This is a genomic window from Serratia sp. CY47444 (assembly GCF_052168635.1).
Taxonomy (GTDB): domain Bacteria; phylum Pseudomonadota; class Gammaproteobacteria; order Enterobacterales; family Enterobacteriaceae; genus Serratia; species Serratia bockelmannii.
Genome location: NZ_JBJNMH010000001.1, coordinates 393,598 through 413,844, shown reverse-complemented (window position 1 = coordinate 413,844; position 20,247 = coordinate 393,598). Strand labels below are relative to the sequence as shown.

Genomic DNA, 20,247 nt, shown 5'->3' with positions numbered 1-20,247 from the left:
GATATTTACTAAAAGGAGAGGGGTGAGGTGGGATCACGTCGATAAGCTTTAAAATGAAAAGGCCCCCCGGAGGGAGCCTTTCAGATACGGACTGAATCGCTATTACAGCAGGAAATCGTCCAGAGATTTACCTTGCTCTTCGATAGCTTTCTTAATCACCGCAGGCGTACGGCCTTGGCCGGTCCAGGTTTTCAGTTCGCCGTTTTCATCTTTATATTGGTATTTAGCAGGACGTGCTGCACGCTTTGCTTTGCCGGCAGCCTTGTTGGCAGCCATGGTTTGCAGCAGCTCATTTGGATCGATACCATCAGCAATCAGCATTTCGCGGTATTGCTGCAGTTTACGAGTGCGTTCTTCGATTTCTGCTTGAGCCTGGCTGTCTTCTTCGCGACGTTCGTTCACAACAACTTCCAGTTTCTCGAGCATTTCTTCCAGCGTTTCCAGTGTGCATTCTCTTGCCTGGGCGCGCAGAGTGCGGATGTTGTTCAAAATCTTTAATGCTTCGCTCATTGTCCTAGTCTCAAATTATATTGGTGGGGGGCGTCTCGATAATAATAGAGTGCTATTTTCTTTTCTGCAATAGCCAAATTGACTTGAATACTCAAATTTACCTTTTAAAAAACCGTTAATCGGATCTGTCCGACTAATATAGGAAGGGCTGTTAACTATTATCCTCACCGCACTTAAGTCAAAATTTCAGCAGGCATGCTTTAAAAGGCGCGTGTCGCAAGGCTTTCATCGATAAGTTATCGTCGTAATTTATATCAATATTACAATGAGTTCTGTGGGCTTAATCACGCCATGGTAAGGCAGACATTGTAAACAATAGGGGTATATAGGTAAAGGTTGCGTCAGGAAACGTCGGGGGGATAGCGAAGGTGATTAAATGCCCTGTATTGGCCTCACGTATAATAGACAAGCACTCTCCCGCGGCTGCGGTGCCTGCCGCAGTGAAAGAGGATTATGCATTAATGGGCAAATGTTCGGGGTTAACCATTAGCAAGAATTAATAGTGATGACAGGCATACATTATCCTGTAAATAGCTGTAAAAAGAACGGGCCGACAGAACGATATGTTTCGCTTGAAAGCGCATTATTACGGCGAACGCAATATTCGTTCGCTTTGGGCTGAGCCGGGGGGCGGCTTATGGTACACTTACCGTCCTAATCAACATTTGAATATTTCTTATACCATCGGAGTTGCGGGGCCATGGCTCAACTTTATTTTTATTACTCTGCGATGAATGCCGGCAAGTCCACCGCGCTGCTACAGTCTTCATATAACTATCAAGAACGTGGTATGCGCACGCTGGTGTTCACCGCGGAGATCGATCACCGCTTTGGCGTCGGTAAAGTCAGCTCGCGCATCGGTTTATCCTCGCAGGCCCAGCTCTATAACAACGACTCGATGCTGTACGCCATGATTCAGCAAGAGCATCAACAGCAGCCGGTGCATTGTGTGCTGCTGGATGAAAGCCAGTTCCTGACCAAGGCGCAGGTTGAGCAATTGTGCGATGTGGTGGACCAACTGGACATTCCCGTATTGTGCTACGGCCTGCGTACCGATTTTCTCGGTGAACTGTTTACCGGCAGCCAATATTTGCTGGCCTGGGCCGATAAGCTGGTGGAATTGAAAACCATCTGTCACTGTGGGCGCAAAGCCAACATGGTGTTGCGGTTGGATGAAAACGGCCAGGCGATGCACGCTGGTGAACAGGTGGTGATTGGCGGTAACGAGAGCTATGTCTCCGTCTGTCGCAAGCATTATAAAGAGGCGATTCACTCCTTGGAGTAGGGGCGAAAATGCCGCCAGCGCCCGCTGAGGCGTTTTGGCGGCGGGATAAGAAAAACCGCGCGCCAGGCGCAATAAAAAACCCGCCGTTTGGCGGGTTTTTTTATCGGTTCACGGAACCGTTATTTCTTGGGCTTCTTTACCGCGGTTTTGGCTGCAGCCGGAGCCGCCGCTTCCTCGTCGACCGCTTCGCTGAATTCGCGGCCGTAGAAGGTATCCAGCATGATTTGCTTCAGTTCGGCAATCAGCGGGTAGCGCGGGTTGGCGCCGGTGCATTGGTCGTCGAATGCGTCTTCCGACAGCTTGTCGACTTTCGCCAGGAAGTCCGCCTCCTGCACACCCGCCTCACGGATGGAGGTTGGGATGCCCAACTCGGTTTTCAGCTCGTCCAGCCAGGCCAGCAGTTTCTCAATCTTCTGCGCGGTGCGGTCGCCCGGTGCGCTCAGGCCGAGGTGGTCGGCGATTTCAGCGTAGCGGCGGCGCGCCTGAGGGCGGTCGTACTGGCTGAAGGCCGTTTGCTTGGTCGGGTTGTCGTTCGCGTTGTAGCGAATGACGTTGGAAATCAGCATCGCGTTGGCCAGGCCGTGCGGAATGTGGAACTCCGAACCCAGCTTGTGCGCCATGGAGTGACAAACCCCGAGGAAGGCGTTGGCGAAAGCGATACCGGCGATGGTGGCGGCGTTGTGCACGCGTTCACGGGCAACCGGGTTTTTCGCGCCTTCTTTATAGCTGGCCGGCAGATACTCTTTCAACAGTTTCAGCGCCTGCAGCGCCTGGCCGTCGGAGTATTCGTTCGCCAGCACCGACACGTAGGCTTCCAGCGCGTGGGTTACCGCATCCAGACCGCCGAAGGCGCACAGGGATTTTGGCATGTTCATCACCAGGTTGGCGTCGACAATCGCCATGTCCGGGGTCAGCGCATAGTCGGCCAGCGGGTATTTCTGTCCGGTGGTGTCGTCGGTCACGACGGCGAATGGCGTGACTTCCGAACCGGTGCCTGAGGTGGTGGTGATGGCGATCATCTTCGCTTTCACGCCCATTTTCGGGAACTTGTAGATACGCTTGCGGATGTCCATGAAGCGCAGCGCCAGATCCTCGAAGTGGGTTTCAGGATGTTCGTACAGCACCCACATGATTTTCGCGGCGTCCATCGGCGAACCGCCGCCCAGCGCGATGATGACGTCCGGTTTGAAGGAGTTCATCTGCTCGGCGCCTTTGCGCACGATGCTCAGCGTCGGATCGGCTTCCACTTCAAAGAACACTTCAGTTTCGATACCGTGAGACTTCAGAACCTTGGTGATCTGGTCGGCATAGCCGTTGTTGAACAGGAAACGGTCGGTCACGATGAAGGCGCGTTTCGCCCCGTCGGTCGCCACTTCTTCCAGCGCGATAGGCAGTGAGCCACGGCGGAAGTAGATCGATTTCGGAAGTTTATGCCACAACATGTTTTCTGCTCGCTTCGCTACAGTTTTCTTGTTGATCAGGTGTTTAGGTCCGACGTTTTCAGAGATGGAGTTACCACCCCAGGAACCGCAACCCAGCGTCAGCGAAGGCGCAAGTTTGAAGTTGTACAGGTCGCCGATACCGCCCTGAGAAGCCGGGGTGTTGATCAGAATGCGAGCCGTTTTCATTTTATCGCCGAAGTAGGCGATGCGAGCCGTTTGGTTATCCTGGTCGGTGTACAGGCAGGACGTGTGGCCGATACCGCCCATTGCGACCAGTTTTTCGGCTTTGGCGACGGCGTCTTCGAAGTCTTTGGCACGGTACATCGCCAGGGTAGGCGACAGTTTTTCATGTGCGAAAGGTTCAGACTCGTCGACCAGCTTCACTTCACCGATCAGCACTTTGGTGTTGGCCGGCACTTTGATGCCTGCCATTTCGGCGATTTTCGGTGCGGATTGCCCGACGATGGCCGCGTTCAGGCCGCCGTTTTTCAGGATGATGTCCTGCACCGCTTTCAGTTCTTTACCCTGCAGCAGATAGCCGCCGTGGGAAGCGAAGCGCTCGCGTACCGCATCATAGATAGCGTCAACGACGATGACCGACTGTTCGGAAGCGCAGATAACGCCGCTGTCGAAGGTTTTGGACATCAGGATAGAGGCGACCACGCGTTTGATATCTGCGGTTTCGTCTACCACGACCGGCGTATTGCCGGCGCCGACGCCGATTGCCGGTTTGCCGGAACTGTAGGCGGCTTTCACCATGCCCGGGCCACCGGTGGCGAGGATCAGGTTGATGTCAGGGTGGTGCATCAGCTGGTTGGACAGCTCGACGGTAGGTTGGTCGATCCAACCGATAATGTCTTTCGGCGCACCGGCGGCGATAGCGGCTTGCAGCACGATATCGGCGGCTTTGTTGGTGGCATTCTTCGCACGCGGGTGCGGCGAGAAGATGATGCCATTGCGGGTTTTCAGGCTGATCAGCGCTTTGAAGATCGCGGTAGAAGTTGGGTTGGTGGTAGGCACGATACCGCAAATCAGGCCGATAGGTTCGGCGATGGTGATGGTACCGAAAGTGTCATCTTCAGACAGGATGCCACAGGTTTTTTCATCTTTATAGGCGTTGTAGATGTACTCGGAAGCGAAGTGGTTTTTGATCACTTTGTCTTCGACGATACCCATTCCGGATTCTTCCACGGCCATTTTGGCCAATGGGATACGGGCATCAGCAGCGGCGAGGGCGGCAGCGCGGAAGATTTTATCCACTTGCTCTTGAGTGAAGTTGGCATATTCGCGCTGGGCTTTTTTGACACGTGCGACAAGCTCGTTCAGTTCAGCGACATTCGTTACAGCCATAATGCTCTCCTGATAATGTTAAACTCTTTCAGTAAATAAGCCGTGCGAGCCACTAGTATAGTCGTAACGGGGATAAGCGGTGATGAGAATACCGGGGTCTTCCCGCGTTATTTCTTCGCATGCTGCTGATTTGCTTAAAGAGCTTCACCCTACGCCAACCGGAGGGGCAGGCAGTGAGGAGAACGGAACCGGCGATGCTGCTGCCGACTTTGTTCTACTCCCTGACTACGACTAAGAGCTTACCCACTGTTGGGTAGTTGATTTGTGATCTAAATCATGAAAACTGCAAGCTGACACCTTTCAGCTTGCTGGTGTTGGGAATTATTCTCGATAACTGTGAGCGGTGACTCTTTTTTCAACATAAAAAATCAAAAGGCCATACATCACTTTAACAAAGGGCATTTGTTTTGTTGCATAACCTGCTGGTAGTCAAAAATGCTGCTCTGGCCGGATGGATTACCCGCGGCAATTCCATTACATTAGCGCGCATAGGCAGCACACCTTTTTATAGTACTTAATGCGGAGCCATCTGTGGGCCAATCTCTGTTGGATCTTTCCGGCTTTATCAAGTTCTTTGTCGGTCTGTTTGCGCTGGTCAACCCGGTGGGCATCTTGCCGGTGTTTATCAGTATGACCAGTTATCAGGCGGAAGCGGGGCGCAACAAAACCAACCTGACCGCCAACCTGTCGGTCGCCATCATTCTGTGGACCTCGCTGTTCCTGGGCGAAGGGATCCTGCGGATGTTCGGCATCTCTATCGATTCGTTCCGCATCGCCGGCGGTATTCTGGTGGTGACCATCGCCATGTCGATGATCAGCGGCAAGCTGGGGGAAGACAAACAGAACAAACAAGAGAAGTCGGAGAGCGCGATCCGCGAAAGTATCGGCGTGGTGCCGTTAGCGCTGCCGCTGATGGCGGGGCCAGGGGCGATCAGTTCTACCATCGTCTGGAGTTCACGTTATCACAACTGGCAAAGCCTGCTCGGTTTTACGGTGGCGATCGCCTTGTTCGCCTTTTGCTGCTGGCTGTTGTTCCGCGCCGCGCCGCTGTTGGTGCGTTTGCTTGGGCAGACCGGCATCAACGTGATCACCCGAATCATGGGCCTGTTGCTGATGGCGCTCGGGATCGAGTTTATCGTTACCGGCATTAAGGCGATATTCCCCGGCCTGTTGTAATACCCTTTGTTTAGCCGCGCACCTTTCGCGTTGGCGCGGCTAAAATTAATTTTAAAATTTAAATTATTTATTGGTTCGCATTATTATAGTGCAGAGGATGAATAAAATTTATTCGGTTGCACCCTTATGTTGCATAAATCTCATCTTGCTGTGCAAAAAAAACGCTAAGCGTTATTTCAGACACTTTTCTTCCCCCATTTCCGCGCGTTTTGTCCCCGTTCAACGGTAAAGCTGTTGTTAAATTAATCACATCATTCTGTGGGGCTTGTCTCACTTTCATCCAGGTGTTATTAGTGATTAACCGACCATAGGCAGGTGTTTGTTCTTTGAATGGCTGGATTGTTAAATGAATGTTTCTTTGTGCGACGGTGAGATGACGTCGACGGTTTCAAACGAAATGATTTTGGTTTTTTTATCTTTAAAATCAAAATGATGATTTTGTTTTTTCGTTGCCCCGCTATCGGGGAGCGGATCGGGCTTCGTGCGATAAAAGAGAATTGCTTAACATTTTCGTAAAATTTATTGGCTATGGAATTTGGCTTCTGCTAATTTCCGAGCAACTTTCCCGTGGTCAATTAACTGAAATGCGCCATAAAAACGGGAATGATTTTTGCTGGTATCCGTTTATTTAGAATTCTTATAAACACTTCACAAACTTCGATAAGCGATGCTTGTCGGTGAAAAGGAGCCTCGATTATGCAGCAAACCCTGAAGCGTACTTCTTTGACCTTGTTGATTAGCGGCGCGCTGAGCGTCGGCGCCATAAATAACAGTTTGGCGGCGGAAGTGCCGGCCGGCGTTCAGTTGGCGCAGCAACAGAATATTGTGATCAACAACGGCAGCGAAGTGGCTTCATTGGATCCGCATAAGGTCGAGGGGGTACCGGAAAGCAATATCATTCTTAACCTACTTGAAGGGCTGGTGAGCACCGACGCCAACGGGCATGTGGTGCCGGCGGCGGCGGCGAGCTGGGAAAACCAGAATTATCAGCAATGGACCTTCCACCTGCGCCCCGGCGCGGTGTGGAGCGACGGCACTCCGGTGACCGCGCAGGACTTCGTCTACAGCTGGCAGCGCCTGGCCGATCCGAAAATCGCCTCGCCTTACGCCAGCTATCTGCAATACACCAAAGTCGACAATATCGACGACATCCTGACCGGCAAGAAGCCTCCGCAGACCCTCGGCGTCAAGGCGTTGGATGACCAGACGCTGCAGGTGACGCTCAGCGAACCGGTGCCGTATTTCATCAGCATGCTGAGCCACACGTCGCTCAAACCGGTCAAACGGGCGGTGGTGGAGAAATTCGGCGATAAATGGACGCTACCCGCCAACTACGTCGGCAACGGCGCTTACCGCCTGAAAGAGTGGGTGGTGAACGAGCGCATCGTGCTGGAGCGCAGCCCGAGCTACTGGAACAACAAGCAGACGGTGATCAATCAGGCAACCTTCCTGCCAATTACCTCGGAAGTCAGCGACGTCAACCGCTTCCGCAGCGGCGAGATCGACATCACCAACAGCGCGATCCCGCCGTACCTGTACGTCAAGATGAAGCGCGAAATGCCCGAACAGCTGCACGTTAACCCTTATCTGTGCACCTTCTATTACGAGCTCAATAACAAGCGGGCGCCGTTTACCGATCCACGCGTGCGTACGGCGGTGAAGATGACGCTGGATCGCGACATCATCGCCAACAAGATCATGGGCCAGGGACAGATCCCGGCCTACAGTTTCACGCCGACCTTTACGGAGGGCGCGAACTTTACGCAGCCCGCATGGGCCGGTTGGAGCCAGGAACAGCGCAACGCCGAAGCCAGGAAGCTGCTGGCGGAGGCGGGTTACAGCGATGCCAAACCGCTGAAGTTCTCGTTGCTCTACAACACCTCCGATCAAAACAAACAGCAGGCGATCGCCGCCGCATCGATGTGGAAGAAGAACCTCGGTGCCGAGGTCACGCTGCGTAATCAGGAGTGGAAGACTTCGCTGGAGAGCCGCCATCAGGGGCAATACGACGTGGCGCGCGCCACGTGGTGCGGGGATTACAACGAACCCAGCGCGTTCCTGAATCTGGTGCTGTCCAACAGCAGTATCAATACCGTGTTCTATAAGAGCCCGGCGTTCGACGCCATCATGGCCGCCACGCTGAAGGCGCCGGATGAGGCCGCGCGCGCCGCGCTCTATCAGCAGGCGGAAGCTCAGCTGGACAAAGACTCCGCGTTGATCCCGGTGTATTACCGCGTCAGCGCACGGTTGATCAAGCCGACGGTAGGCGGGTTCACCGGCAAAGACCCGCTGGACTATACCGACGTTAAAAATCTGTACATTATCAAGCAGTAAAAGGGGTATTCCTTGCGCTAACTCGCGGAGGAATATAGGGAAGGCCGGCCGCCGCATTCGTTCCGCGGCGGCGGGAAAACAGAGTCCGCTTACGGGCAACGCAGGTTCCACGAAGAGCCTGTGATAATAAAAAACTGGAGTCGATAAGTATGACCAACATCACGAAGAAAACGCTCATTGCCGCCGGCGTCATCGCCGCGCTGGGCATCACAGCAACCACCTCCGCCTTTGCCGCCGACGTTCCTGCCGGCGTGCAACTGGCCGACAAGCAAGAAATTGTCAAAAATAACGGTTCCGAAGTGCAGTCGCTTGACCCGCATAAAATCGAGGGCGTGCCGGAAAACAACGTCACCCGCGATCTGATGGAAGGCTTGGCGAACAACAGCCCGGACGGTTCCATCGTGCCGGGCGTCGCGGAAAGCTGGGATAACAAAGATTTCAAAGTCTGGACCTTCCACCTGCGTAAAGACGCCAAATGGTCCAACGGCAAGCCGGTGACGGCGCAAGATTTCGTCTACAGCTGGCAGCGCGTAGTGGATCCGAAAACTGCATCGCCTTACGCCAGCTACCTGCAGTACGCCCATGTGGAAAACGTCGATGACATCATCGCCGGTAAAAAAGACAAGTCGACACTGGGCGTGAAGGCCATCGACGACCACACCTTCCAGGTGACCCTGAGCGAGCCGGTGCCTTATCTGGTTGAAATGACCCCACACTACGCCATGAAGCCGGTTTACAAAGACGCGGTGGAGAAGTTTGGCGAGAAGTGGACGCTGCCAGCCAACTACGTCAGCAACGGCGCTTACAAACTGAAAGACTGGATTGTCAACGAACGCATCGTACTGGAACGCAACCCGGAATATTGGGATAACGCCAAAACCATCATCAATAAAGTGACGTTCCTGCCTATTTCATCGGAAGTGACCGACGTTAACCGCTACCGCACCGGCGAAATCGACATGACCTACAACAACATGCCGATCGAACTGTTCCAGAAGCTGAAGAAAGAGATCCCGAAAGAGGTGCATGTCGATCCTTACCTGTGCACCTACTACTACGAAATCAACAACCAGAAGGCGCCGTTCACCGATGCGCGCGTGCGTGAAGCGCTGAAGCTGGGCATGGACCGCGACATCATCGTCAACAAGGTGAAAAACCAGGGCGATCTGCCGGCCTACAGCTTTACGCCGCCATACACCGACGGCGCCAAGCTGACTCCGCCGGAGTGGTTCGGCTGGACGCAGGAAAAACGCAACGAAGTGGCGAAGAAACTGCTGGCGGAAGCCGGCTACGGCCCGGGCAAACCGCTGACCTTCTCCCTGCTGTACAACACCTCCGATCTGCACAAGAAGCTGGCGATCGCCGCCGCGTCCATCTGGAAGAAAAACCTGGGCGTGGACGTGAAGCTGGTGAACCAGGAGTGGAAAACCTTCCTGGATACCCGTCATCAGGGGACCTATGACGTGGCGCGCGCCGGCTGGTGCGCCGACTATAACGAGCCGAGTTCGTTCCTGAACATGATGCTGTCCGACAGCAGCAGTAACACCCCGCACTATAAGAGCGCCGAGTTCGACAAGCTGATGGCCAACGTGTTGACCGCGAAGAGCAAAGACGAGCGCGCCGATCTGTATCAGAAAGCGGAAGTTCAGCTGGATAAAGATTCCGCCATCGTTCCGCTGTATTACTACGTGAACGCCCGTTTGGTGAAACCTTACGTCGGTGGCTACACCGGCAAAGACCCGCTTGATAACGTGTACGACAAAAACCTGTACATCATCAAGCATTGATACGGTAAGAGCCGGCGGCGCAGGCCGCCGGCCCATGTTGAGAATAATAAGCCGTCATCAGGCTGTCGCACAGGGTTAGGGCAATGCTTAAATTTATACTTCGTCGCTTATTGGAAGCGATCCCGACACTATTTATCCTTATCACCATCTCATTCTTCATGATGCGCCTGGCGCCCGGCAGTCCATTTACCGGGGAACGCGCATTGCCGCCGGAAGTTATGGCGAATATCGAAGCCAAATACCATTTGAACGACCCGATCTGGAAACAGTACGGTCATTATCTGGCGCAGCTTGCGCAGGGAGACTTCGGCCCGTCCTTTAAATACAAGGACTATTCGGTCAACGATCTGGTCGCCAGCTCTTTCCCGGTTTCCGCCAAACTCGGCCTGGCCGCGTTTCTGCTGGCGGTGGTGCTGGGCGTGAGCGCCGGCGTGATCGCCGCGTTGAATCAGAACACCAAATGGGACTACACGGTGATGGGGTTCGCCATGACCGGGGTGGTGATACCCAGTTTCGTGGTGGCGCCGCTGTTGGTGCTGATCTTCGCCATCACGTTGAAATGGCTGCCGGGCGGCGGCTGGAACGGCGGCGCGCCTAAGTTCATCATCTTGCCGATGGTAGCGCTGTCTCTGGCCTATATCGCCAGCATCGCCCGTATCACGCGCGGCTCGATGATTGAAGTGCTGCACTCCAACTTCATTCGCACCGCGCGCGCTAAAGGCTTGCCGATGCGCCGTATCATTTTCCGCCACGCGCTGAAGCCGGCGCTGTTGCCGGTGCTGTCCTATATGGGCCCGGCGTTCGTCGGGATCATCACCGGTTCGATGGTGATCGAAACCATCTACGGCCTGCCGGGGATCGGCCAGCTGTTCGTTAACGGCGCGCTGAACCGCGACTACTCCCTGGTGTTGAGCCTGACCATTCTGGTGGGCGCTCTGACCATTCTGTTCAACGCGATCGTCGATGTGCTGTATGCGGTCATCGATCCGAAAATCCGTTATTAATCTGGAGCACGCGAATGATGTTGACTAAAAAGAACAGCGAAGCTCTGGAACACTTCAGCGAGAAGCTGGAAGTGGAAGGACGCAGCCTGTGGCAAGACGCGCGCCGGCGCTTTATGCATAACCGTGCGGCGGTCAGCAGCCTGTTCATCCTGGTGTTGATCACGCTGTTTGTGGTGCTGGCGCCGATGCTGTCGCAATTTGCCTACGACGATACCGATTGGGCGATGATGTCCGCCGCGCCAAGCCTGGAATCGGGGCACTATTTCGGCACCGATTCCTCCGGGCGCGACCTACTGGTGCGCGTGGCGATTGGCGGGCGTATCTCGCTGATGGTCGGCGTGGCGGCGGCGCTGGTGGCGGTGATCGTCGGCACCCTGTACGGCGCGATGTCCGGTTATCTGGGCGGCAAGATCGACTCGGTGATGATGCGTCTGCTGGAGATCCTCAACTCCTTCCCGTTCATGTTCTTCGTGATCCTGCTGGTGACCTTCTTCGGCCAGAATATCCTGTTGATCTTCGTGGCGATCGGTATGGTGTCGTGGCTGGATATGGCGCGTATCGTGCGCGGCCAAACGCTCGGTCTCAAGCGTAAGGAGTTCATCGAAGCGGCGCTGGTGTGCGGCGTCTCCACGCGCAACATCGTGCTGCGGCATATCGTGCCTAACGTGCTCGGCGTGGTAGTGGTGTACGCGTCGCTGCTGGTGCCGAGCATGATCCTGTTCGAATCCTTCCTCAGCTTCCTGGGGCTGGGCACGCAGGAGCCGCTGAGCAGCTGGGGCGCATTGCTCAGCGACGGCGCCAACTCAATGGAAGTTTCACCGTGGTTGCTGCTGTTCCCGGCGGGTTTCCTGGTAGTCACTCTGTTCTGTTTCAACTTTATCGGCGATGGCCTGCGTGACGCCCTCGACCCGAAAGATCGTTAAGGAGTGCAACCATGAGCACCATTGAACATCCTCAACTGCAAACCGGCGCCGGCGTCAAAACGTCGCCGCTGCTGGACGTAAAAGACCTGCGCGTCACGTTTTCCACGCCGGACGGCGACGTGACGGCGGTAAACGATCTGAACTTCGATCTGCGCGCCGGCGAAACGCTGGGCATCGTCGGTGAATCTGGCTCAGGCAAATCGCAGACCGCGTTCGCCCTGATGGGGCTACTGGCGAGCAATGGCCGCATCGGCGGCTCGGCCAAATTCAACGGCCGCGAGATCCTCAACCTGCCGGAAAATCAGCTTAACAAGCTGCGGGCCGAGGAGATCTCGATGATCTTCCAGGACCCGATGACCTCGCTCAACCCTTATATGCGCGTTGGCGAACAGCTGATGGAAGTGCTGATGCTGCATAAGAAACTGAGCAAAAGCGAAGCCTTCGAAGAGTCGGTCCGCATGCTCGACGCGGTGAAAATGCCGGAGGCGCGCAAGCGCATGCGCATGTACCCGCACGAGTTTTCCGGCGGTATGCGCCAGCGCGTGATGATCGCCATGGCGTTGCTGTGCCGGCCGAAGCTGCTGATCGCCGACGAGCCGACCACCGCGCTGGACGTGACCGTCCAGGCGCAGATCATGACGCTGCTCAACGAGCTGAAGCGCGAGTTCAACACCGCCATCATCATGATCACCCACGACCTGGGCGTGGTGGCCGGCATCTGCAACAAGGTGCTGGTGATGTACGCCGGCCGCACCATGGAATACGGCAGCGCGCGCGAGGTGTTCTACCAGCCGAGCCATCCGTACTCCATTGGTCTGTTGAATGCGGTGCCGCGTCTCGACGCCGAAGGCGAAGCGTTGTTGACCATTCCCGGCAACCCGCCGAACCTACTGCGGTTGCCGAAAGGCTGCCCGTTCCAGCCGCGCTGCCCGTACGCCATGGAACAGTGCGCGAGCGCTCCGCCGTTGGAGCAATTTGGGGAAGGGCGCCTGCGCGCCTGCTTTAAACCGGTGGAGGCGTTAGTATGACAGCGGTAACTGACAAGAAAGTGCTGCTCGAAGTCGCCGATCTGAAAGTGCACTTCGACATTCATGACGACAAACAGTGGTTCTGGCAGCCGCCGAAAACCCTGAAGGCGGTCGATGGCGTTACGCTGCGGCTGTTCGAGGGGGAAACCCTGGGCGTGGTCGGCGAATCCGGCTGCGGCAAATCCACCTTCGCGCGCGCCATCATCGGCCTGGTGAAGGCCACCAGCGGGCGCGTCGCCTGGCTGGGCAAAGATCTGCTGGGCATGAGCGACGCCGACTGGCGTAAAACCCGCAGCGATATCCAGATGATCTTCCAGGATCCGCTGGCTTCGCTCAACCCGCGCATGACCATCGGCGAGATCATCGCCGAGCCGCTGCGCACCTACTACCCGAAAATGCCGCGTCAGGAAGTGAAGGACAAGGTCAAGGCGATGATGCTGAAGGTCGGCCTGTTGCCTAACCTGATCAACCGCTACCCGCACGAGTTCTCCGGCGGTCAGTGCCAGCGTATCGGCATCGCGCGCGCGCTGATCCTCGAACCGAAGCTGGTGATCTGCGACGAGCCGGTCTCCGCGTTGGACGTGTCGATTCAGGCGCAGGTGGTGAACCTGTTGCAGCAGCTGCAGCGCGAGATGGGGCTGTCATTGGTCTTTATCGCCCACGATTTGGCGGTGGTGAAGCACATTTCCGATCGCGTGCTGGTGATGTACCTGGGCCATGCGGTGGAGCTGGGCACCTATGACGAGGTGTATCACAACCCACAGCATCCTTACACCAAAGCGCTGATGTCGGCGGTGCCGATCCCGGATCCGGACAAGGAGAAGGAAAAACAGATCCAGCTGTTGGAAGGGGAGCTGCCTTCGCCGATCAACCCGCCGACCGGCTGCGTGTTCCGCACCCGCTGCCCGATCGCCGGGCCGGAGTGCGCCAAGACGCGTCCGCTGCTGGAGGGCAGCTTCCGCCACGCGGTATCCTGCCTGAAGGTCGATCCGCTGTAATGCGACGCTAGCCGGCAACAAAAAGCCCCGCTGAATAAGCGGGGCTTTTTTATCCGATGCGCTGGCGGCGAATCACTCTTTCCACAGAATGTGGCACAGCTTGTGGTCTTTCTCGCGGCAGATCAGCACGCGGGCGAACACGTCGTTGATTGGCTCGCCGTCGCTGTCCGCCAGACCGATCACCACTTCGGCGAAGAAGTCTGGGTTCAGATCGTAGTCCACGTGCTCGCTCCAGTCTTCGGAGGGATCGTACAGTTCTGCGCCGCCGCGCTCTTCAAACTGCAGATTGAACAGCAGAATATCCGCCGGATCCAGATTGTCGCCGGCCAATTCGAGAAAGATGTCGTAGGCCTGTTCCAGCGTTTCGTCTTCGGTAAGGCGGTTATTCAAATCCATAAAAAAATCCTGATAACAAATGATTTGGCGCTATTAAAGCACGCTCGTTGCGGCTTTTACAGCAGCGGGCTGAAAAAGTAGAACAGGCGCTCAACCAGGCGATGCCAGAACGGCCGCTTCAGCCACTCTTTGGCGTTCAGCAACTGGGAACGGGCGATGTAATCTTCCTGCACGCAGGCCAGATCGCTGCCGAAGCCGTCGTCGTCGATCACCAGGGTGATTTCGAAATTCAGCCACAGGCTGCGCATATCCAGATTGACGGTGCCGACCAGGCTAAGCTGGCCGTCAACCAGCACACTCTTGGTGTGCAGCAGACCGCCTTCGAACTGATAAATTTTCACTCCGGCTTCCAGCAGCTCGGAGAAGAACGCGCGGCTGGCCCAGCGCACCATCATCGAATCGTTGTCGCGCGGCACGATGATGCTGACCTCGACGCCGCGCAGAGCGGCGGTGCAGATGGCGTGCAGCAGATCGTCGCTCGGCACGAAGTACGGCGTGGTCATGATCAGCTGCTCGCGCGCGGAATAAACCGCGGTTAGCAGCGCCTGGTGGATCATTTCCTCGGGGAAGCCGGGGCCGGAGGCGATCACCTGAATGGTGTGGCCGCTTTCCTGCTCGAACGGCATGATGTTGACGTCCGGCGGCGGCGGCAGAATGCGCTTGCCGGTTTCAATTTCCCAGTCGCAGGCATAGACGATGCCCATGGTGGTGGCCACCGGGCCTTCCATGCGCGCCATCAGATCGATCCATTGGCCGACGCCCGCATCCTGTTTGAAGTAGCGCGGATCGACCATGTTCATGCTGCCGGTATAGGCGATATAGTTGTCGATCAGCACTACTTTGCGGTGCTGACGCAGATCCATGCGGCGCAGGAACACGCGCAAGAGGTTGACCTTCAACGCTTCGACCACTTCGATGCCGGCGTTGCGCATCATCGCCGGGTAGGGGCTGCGGAAAAATTGCAGGCTGCCGGCGGAGTCCAGCATCAGGCGGCAGTGTACGCCGCGCCGGGCGGCGGCCATCAGCGATTCGGCCACCTGATCGACCAGGCCGCCGGGCTGCCAGATATAGAACACCATTTCGATGTTGTGGCGCGCCAGCTCGATGTCGCGGATCAGCGCTTTCAGCGTGTCGTCGGTGGTGGTGAGCAGCTGCAGCTGGTTGCCCTTGACGCCGTCGATGCCCTGGCGGCGGTTGCACAGCTGGAACAGCGGTTCGGCGACTTTACTGTATTCGGTGGCGAAGATGCGACGGCTCTCTTTCAGTTCCTTCAGCCAGCGCGCGGTCGACGGCCACATGGCCTTGGCGCGCTCGGCCCGGCGCTTGCCCAGATGCAGCTCGCCGAACGATAAATAGGCCACGATGCCGAACAGCGGCAGAATATAGATAACCAGCAGCCAGGCCATGGCAGAGGGAACCGCACGGCGTTTCATCAAAATGCGCATCGTCACGCCGGCGATCAGCAGCCAGTAGCCGAACACCATGAGCCAACTGATTACGGTATAAAATGTTGTCATAAAGGCGAAAAATCCCGTTCGCAAACCACCAATGATGAGTGTACGCACAGATCGGGCAAGGCGAAACCTTTTATCGGCGCTTATGTTACATAAATATGATGAAGTTAAGGCACTTGCCGAAATTGAAAGGGGGGCTTTTGCCGGTGCGACGTCCGGTATGTTGCCGATAACGGCGGCTTGGATCACGGGCGGAAAGGGCTATAATGCCCGCGGTTGGCATTAGACGAACGAGTGACGGAATTATGAGACGCAGTAGAAATGAAGTGGGCCGTTGGCGCATGTTGCGACAGAGCCAACGTCGCCGGCATCGCTGGCTGGAACGCCAGTCGTGCAGCAATCGCCATATTATCCGGGTGCGGCGCCGCCTGGACGATCAGCATCGGCGTGCGCTGCTGTTTGCGGTATCCTGCGAGTGGTAAAACGAAAACAGTCCCGAGAGGGACTGTTTTGTTATGGCGTCAGGGTTATTTTCCGAGGTAGGCGTTGAGCATCCAGACCTGTTTTTCCTGCTCTTTGATATAATCGCTCATCAATGACGCGGTGCCTTCGTCGCCGGCGTCTGCCGCTACCGTCAGCAGTTCACGCTGCTGCTGCAGCAAGATTGAATACCCTTCCAACAGGCCGCGCAGCGTGCCCTTATCATCGGTCACGTTGGTGTGTTCCTTGATGTCGGCGGTTTTCAGATAGTCGCTGAAAGCGTGACGCGGCTGCGAGCCCAGCGTCAGGATACGTTCCGCCAGCTCATCCACCTTGGTCAGCAGATCGTTGTAAGTTTCTTCGAATTTCGCGTGCAGCTCAAAGAACTGCGGGCCGGTAATATTCCAGTGATAGCCGCGCACGTTCATATACAGCACCTGATAATTCGCCAACAGCGCATTCAGCGCTTCGGCGAGTTTTGCCGATTGTTTACTGTCGAGGCCGATATGGGTTTTCGCTGCTTTCTTCGCCGTTGCCATAATAATCTTCTCCTGATTATTCGTTCCAAGGGTAGACAGAATCAATTTCCATAGCTGTTACAGTAACCGGATTTATCGCAGGGTTAAACACGATAACAGGCATCATTACCATCGCTTAAACCGATGACGATAAATCCGTCGAGCAAATTGCCGAATCAGTTTACGCAGGATCCGCCGGCGAAAAAAGCCGCTTTTATCGGTTACTTGCGCAGCGCCAGTTTTACCACGCCGGCGCCCAGCGCCATTAACAGCGCGGCGGCGATCAGCACCGTAATAAAGGCGCGATCGAAGGCCAAACGCGCCAGCTGCGTCAGCTGCTGCGCGCGATCGGCCGCCATTCCGGCGGCCAGCCGCAGGGCTTCGTCGATACTGTCGTAGGCCAGATCGCTGACCGGCAGCGCCGCCGGCAGCGCCAGGCTGTGACTGTAGACCGCCGTCATCAACCCACCGAGCAGCGTCACGCCCAGCACGCCACCCAGCTCGTAGGAGACGTCTTCGATAGAGGCCGCCATGCCGGATTTCTCCTCCGGCGCGTTCAGCATGATGGCGGTGGACGCGGCGGTGATCACGCCGCCGAGGCCAAAGCCCACCAACGCCAGGCTCACCAGCTGCGGTGCCATGCTGCTTTGATACCACAGGGCAAGGCCGGCGATGCCGAAGGCGGTCAGGACGAAACCGCCGAGGATGATGCTGCGCTCACCGTAGCGCGGCAACAGTAAACCGGCCATTGGCCCCGCCAGCGCCGAGGCCAGCGGGATCGGCAAGATGAACAGCGCTGCCTGCAGCGGGCTGAGGCCGAGCACCAGCTGCAAGCGTTGGCTGAGCACCAGCTCGACGCCGATCAGGGCCACCATCGACAGCAACGCCACGCCGATGCCGCCGGCGAACAGCCGGTTGCGGAACAGGGAGAAATCGATCATCGGGTGAGCGCTGCGCTGCTGACGACGCACAAACAGCACCAAGAACAGGATGCCGATCAGGGCCGCTGCGAGCAACGCGCTGAGGTCAGGCGCCGGCTTGCTCAGTTCCTTCAGCGCATAGATAGCGCCGACCAGACCGATCATGATCTGCACCGAGCCGACGATATCGGCGGGGCGCGGGTTATCACCGCCGCAGCGCGGGATCAGTTTCCACGCCAGCGGCCAGACCAGCAACACCACCGGTACGTTGATCAGGAACACCGATCCCCACCAGAAATACTCCAGCAGCAGGCCGCCGACCACCGGGCCGATGGCCGCGCCGCCGGAGGCCACCGAGGCCCAGATGCCGATCGCCAGCGCGCGTTCGCGTTCGTCGGTAAAGACGTGACGCACGATGGACAGCGTGGCGGGCATCATCATTGCCGCGCCAACGGCGAGGAATACCCGCGCGGCGATCAGCCACTCGGCGGTGGGCGAGAAAGCGGCGCACAGCGACGCGACGGCAAACACCGGCAGCCCGGCGAGAAACAGCCGCTTATGGCCGATGCGATCGCTCAGCATGCCGGCGCCGGGCAGTAGCCCGGCGACCACCAGCGGGTAGGCGTTGACGATCCAGAGTTTTTGCGAGGCGCTGGCGTCCAGCGCCTGGGTTAAGCGTGGCAGAGCGGTATAGAGCACCGTCATGTCGATAACAATCAGGAACAGGGCGCTGGCGACCATTGTCAGGATTAACCAGCGGTTCTTGGCGTACATAAGTCATAATCCAGTTAACGTGGGCGGCGCGAAGGCGCCGCCATTGTGGTAACCCTCCGGCGATGCCGGGTGGTATACTGGCGATAATATATATCCATACGTTCGTATTGAAAAGAAGGGTTTCTTAATGGGACGTCAACGCAGCATCGATCGCGACAAAGTTTTGGACACCGCCGAAGAGATCGTCGCCACCCAGGGCGCCGCCGGCTTGACCATTGACGCCGTCGCCAAAGCGATGGGGATCTCCAAGGGCGGGGTGCAGTACTGTTTCGGCAGCAAAGACGCCCTGATTGATGCCATGTTCGATCGCTGGGGCAGTGCCTACGAGACGCTGTTCGCCGCTATCGCCGGTGACGATCCTTCGCCGCAGACCGGCGTGCGGGCGCATATGTTGGCGACGCAAAGCTCGGATCAGACCGCCAGCGCCAAGGCCGCCGGGCTAATGGCGACGCTGATTCAAACGCCGGAGCATCTGGCGAGCACGCGTGAATGGTATCGCAGCCGCATCGCCGGTTTGGATTTGACGACGGAAGAAGGCAAGCGCGCGCGCCTGGCGTTTCTCGCCACCGAAGGCGCCTTTATGCTGCGTTACTTTGGTTTAATGGATATCGACCAGGCGGAATGGGAAACGATGTTCACCGATATGCAGGCGTTGATTTTAACTGAGGGTGCCTATCGCACTGATAGCTAGTAAAGCCCGCAGTGAAAGGCGTATGTTTATCGCACAAGATATTCCCTCGAAGAACTTTTTAGCCAGCCACTCCGTGCTGGCTTTTTTTTTGCCTGCGGCAAGCTTCGGAGCAAAGGCCCCCTGCGTGCAGGGGGCTCCGGACATTACTTGCGCGCGTCCAACAGTTGCTGGGCATTCTCTGTGGTAACGACGGTCCACGGAATGTAGTAATGCTTCTGCGTGCCACCCTCCCATTTCAGATCCTTGGCGTACTGTTTCCAGATATCCGACTGTGGTTGATAGCTTTCACCTTTCACGGCGCGCAGCGCGACGTCGATGGAACCCTGCATCTGGCCTTTGGCATCTTGCAGAATAGAGACCATTTCACCGGCCTGCACCGCATGAATCGCGTCGGAGACGCCGTCAACGCCGGCAATCGCGAAGTCCTTCACATTCAGGCCAGCGCCTTTGATCGCTTCGATAGCGCCCAGCGCCATCTCGTCGTTTTGGCCAATCACGCCGTTGATTTTACCCCGGTGCTTCTGCAGCCAGTTTTCCATCAGCGGCTGCGCTTCCGCGCGTGACCAGTTGGCCGTTTTGCGCTCAAGTACCGTGACCTGGCCGGCGCCGCACTCGGCAATCGCTTTATCGTTACCCTTGCCGCGCTGGATCTCGCCGCTGCCGCCTTTCGGGCCTTCGATAATCACCACATTCACCTTCTGATTCTTGCAGTCGAGTTTGTCCAGGACGGCTTTGGCTTCCAGATACCCCCCCAACTCGTCATTAGACACCACTTCAGACGTCATCGCGTCCGTGTTCAGGCGCGCGTTGGTGACCACCACCGGGATTTTGGCTTCGTTGGCATTAGTGACGATATCGATATTGGCCTCAAAATCCATCGGGTTGACGATAATGGCATCGGCGCGCGTTTGGATAGCGGTGGCGGCCTGATCGTTTTGCACCGATGCATCATAACGCCCATCGTAGAAGGTCAGCACGGCTTCGCCGCTTTTCACCGCCGGGTGCTCCTTCCCGAACCTTTCCATCAATTGCACGAACTCGGCTTTGTTGCCGTACATCAATACCGCGATTTTTACCGGGGCGGCCTGAGCTGCCGACAGGCTACCGAGCATCATGGCAGAGGCAAACAACGCTATCTTGGTCTTATTCATGGTTTTCTCCTGGTAGAGTTGGGTCT

At 56.7% G+C, this 20,247-nt stretch carries 17 protein-coding genes; 10 read left to right on the top strand and 7 right to left on the bottom strand.

Annotated elements, in window-relative coordinates:
* Positions 1–102: 102 nt before the first annotated feature.
* On the bottom strand, positions 103–510 hold the full coding sequence (hns, locus tag ACJ8IL_RS01835) for a histone-like nucleoid-structuring protein H-NS (RefSeq protein WP_004932170.1): 408 nt from the start codon (positions 508–510) through the stop codon (positions 103–105).
* 700 nt (positions 511–1,210) lie between these two features.
* Here hns and ACJ8IL_RS01830 point away from each other — a divergent pair.
* Complete coding sequence (locus ACJ8IL_RS01830; protein ID WP_015378091.1) at positions 1,211–1,795, top strand: thymidine kinase; 585 nt, start codon at positions 1,211–1,213, stop codon at positions 1,793–1,795.
* 119 nt (positions 1,796–1,914) lie between these two features.
* On the opposite strand, the gene adhE is transcribed toward ACJ8IL_RS01830, so the two are convergent.
* Positions 1,915–4,587: a bifunctional acetaldehyde-CoA/alcohol dehydrogenase gene (gene adhE / locus ACJ8IL_RS01825; protein ID WP_025303076.1), complete on the bottom strand. Its 2,673-nt coding sequence runs from the start codon at positions 4,585–4,587 to the stop codon at positions 1,915–1,917.
* A 531-nt stretch (positions 4,588–5,118) separates the two neighbouring features.
* On the opposite strand from adhE, the gene ACJ8IL_RS01820 reads away from it, so the two are divergent.
* The 7 genes from ACJ8IL_RS01820 (at position 5,119) to oppF (ending at position 13,837) form a co-directional block, all read left to right on the top strand.
* The gene (locus ACJ8IL_RS01820) at positions 5,119–5,763 is read left to right on the top strand and encodes a YchE family NAAT transporter (protein ID WP_015378089.1); all 645 of its coding nucleotides are present in this window, start codon (positions 5,119–5,121) and stop codon (positions 5,761–5,763) included.
* A gap of 696 nt (positions 5,764–6,459) precedes the next feature.
* On the top strand, positions 6,460–8,097 hold the full coding sequence (locus ACJ8IL_RS01815) for an ABC transporter substrate-binding protein (RefSeq protein ID WP_049205525.1): 1,638 nt from the start codon (positions 6,460–6,462) through the stop codon (positions 8,095–8,097).
* Between the two features lie 149 nt (positions 8,098–8,246).
* Complete coding sequence (gene oppA / locus ACJ8IL_RS01810) at positions 8,247–9,884, top strand: oligopeptide ABC transporter substrate-binding protein OppA (protein ID WP_025303074.1); 1,638 nt, start codon at positions 8,247–8,249, stop codon at positions 9,882–9,884.
* Between the two features lie 83 nt (positions 9,885–9,967).
* Positions 9,968–10,888, top strand: coding sequence for an oligopeptide ABC transporter permease OppB (oppB, locus tag ACJ8IL_RS01805; RefSeq protein WP_004932150.1), 921 nt, complete (start codon positions 9,968–9,970; stop codon positions 10,886–10,888).
* A 14-nt stretch (positions 10,889–10,902) separates the two neighbouring features.
* Entirely contained in the window at positions 10,903–11,811 is a 909-nt protein-coding gene (gene oppC, locus ACJ8IL_RS01800; protein WP_025303073.1) for an oligopeptide ABC transporter permease OppC, read from the top strand.
* Between the two features lie 11 nt (positions 11,812–11,822).
* Entirely contained in the window at positions 11,823–12,839 is a 1,017-nt protein-coding gene (locus ACJ8IL_RS01795) for an ABC transporter ATP-binding protein (RefSeq protein ID WP_043142468.1), read from the top strand.
* Complete coding sequence (gene oppF / locus ACJ8IL_RS01790; protein ID WP_442516312.1) at positions 12,836–13,837, top strand: murein tripeptide/oligopeptide ABC transporter ATP binding protein OppF; 1,002 nt, start codon at positions 12,836–12,838, stop codon at positions 13,835–13,837. The genes ACJ8IL_RS01795 and oppF overlap by 4 nt, the downstream gene beginning before the upstream one ends.
* A gap of 72 nt (positions 13,838–13,909) precedes the next feature.
* Here oppF and ACJ8IL_RS01785 read toward each other — a convergent pair whose 3' ends face one another.
* Together ACJ8IL_RS01785 and cls are read right to left on the bottom strand one after the other, a co-directional pair.
* Complete coding sequence (locus tag ACJ8IL_RS01785) at positions 13,910–14,233, bottom strand: HI1450 family dsDNA-mimic protein (protein WP_004932139.1); 324 nt, start codon at positions 14,231–14,233, stop codon at positions 13,910–13,912.
* 56 nt (positions 14,234–14,289) lie between these two features.
* A complete protein-coding gene (gene cls / locus ACJ8IL_RS01780; RefSeq protein ID WP_025303070.1) occupies positions 14,290–15,750 on the bottom strand; it encodes a cardiolipin synthase in 1,461 nt (486 codons plus the stop codon).
* Between the two features lie 242 nt (positions 15,751–15,992).
* On the opposite strand from cls, the gene ACJ8IL_RS01775 reads away from it, so the two are divergent.
* Entirely contained in the window at positions 15,993–16,169 is a 177-nt protein-coding gene (locus tag ACJ8IL_RS01775) for a YciY family protein (protein ID WP_025159792.1), read from the top strand.
* 45 nt (positions 16,170–16,214) lie between these two features.
* Here ACJ8IL_RS01775 and ACJ8IL_RS01770 read toward each other — a convergent pair whose 3' ends face one another.
* Positions 16,215–16,706 carry a Dps family protein gene (locus ACJ8IL_RS01770; RefSeq protein ID WP_004932132.1) on the bottom strand — a complete coding sequence of 164 codons (492 nt, stop codon included), beginning with the start codon at positions 16,704–16,706 and terminating at the stop codon, positions 16,215–16,217.
* Positions 16,707–16,906: 200 nt separating this feature from the next.
* Positions 16,907–18,379, bottom strand: a complete 1,473-nt coding sequence (smfY, locus tag ACJ8IL_RS01765; RefSeq protein ID WP_025303068.1) for a multidrug efflux MFS transporter SmfY — start codon at positions 18,377–18,379, stop codon at positions 16,907–16,909.
* 127 nt (positions 18,380–18,506) lie between these two features.
* Here smfY and ACJ8IL_RS01760 point away from each other — a divergent pair, with 127 nt between their 5' ends.
* A complete protein-coding gene (locus ACJ8IL_RS01760; RefSeq protein WP_025303067.1) occupies positions 18,507–19,070 on the top strand; it encodes a TetR/AcrR family transcriptional regulator in 564 nt (187 codons plus the stop codon).
* Positions 19,071–19,213: 143 nt separating this feature from the next.
* On the opposite strand, the gene ACJ8IL_RS01755 is transcribed toward ACJ8IL_RS01760, so the two are convergent.
* The gene (locus ACJ8IL_RS01755) at positions 19,214–20,221 is read right to left on the bottom strand and encodes a substrate-binding domain-containing protein (protein WP_025303066.1); all 1,008 of its coding nucleotides are present in this window, start codon (positions 20,219–20,221) and stop codon (positions 19,214–19,216) included.
* Positions 20,222–20,247: the final 26 nt, after the last annotated feature.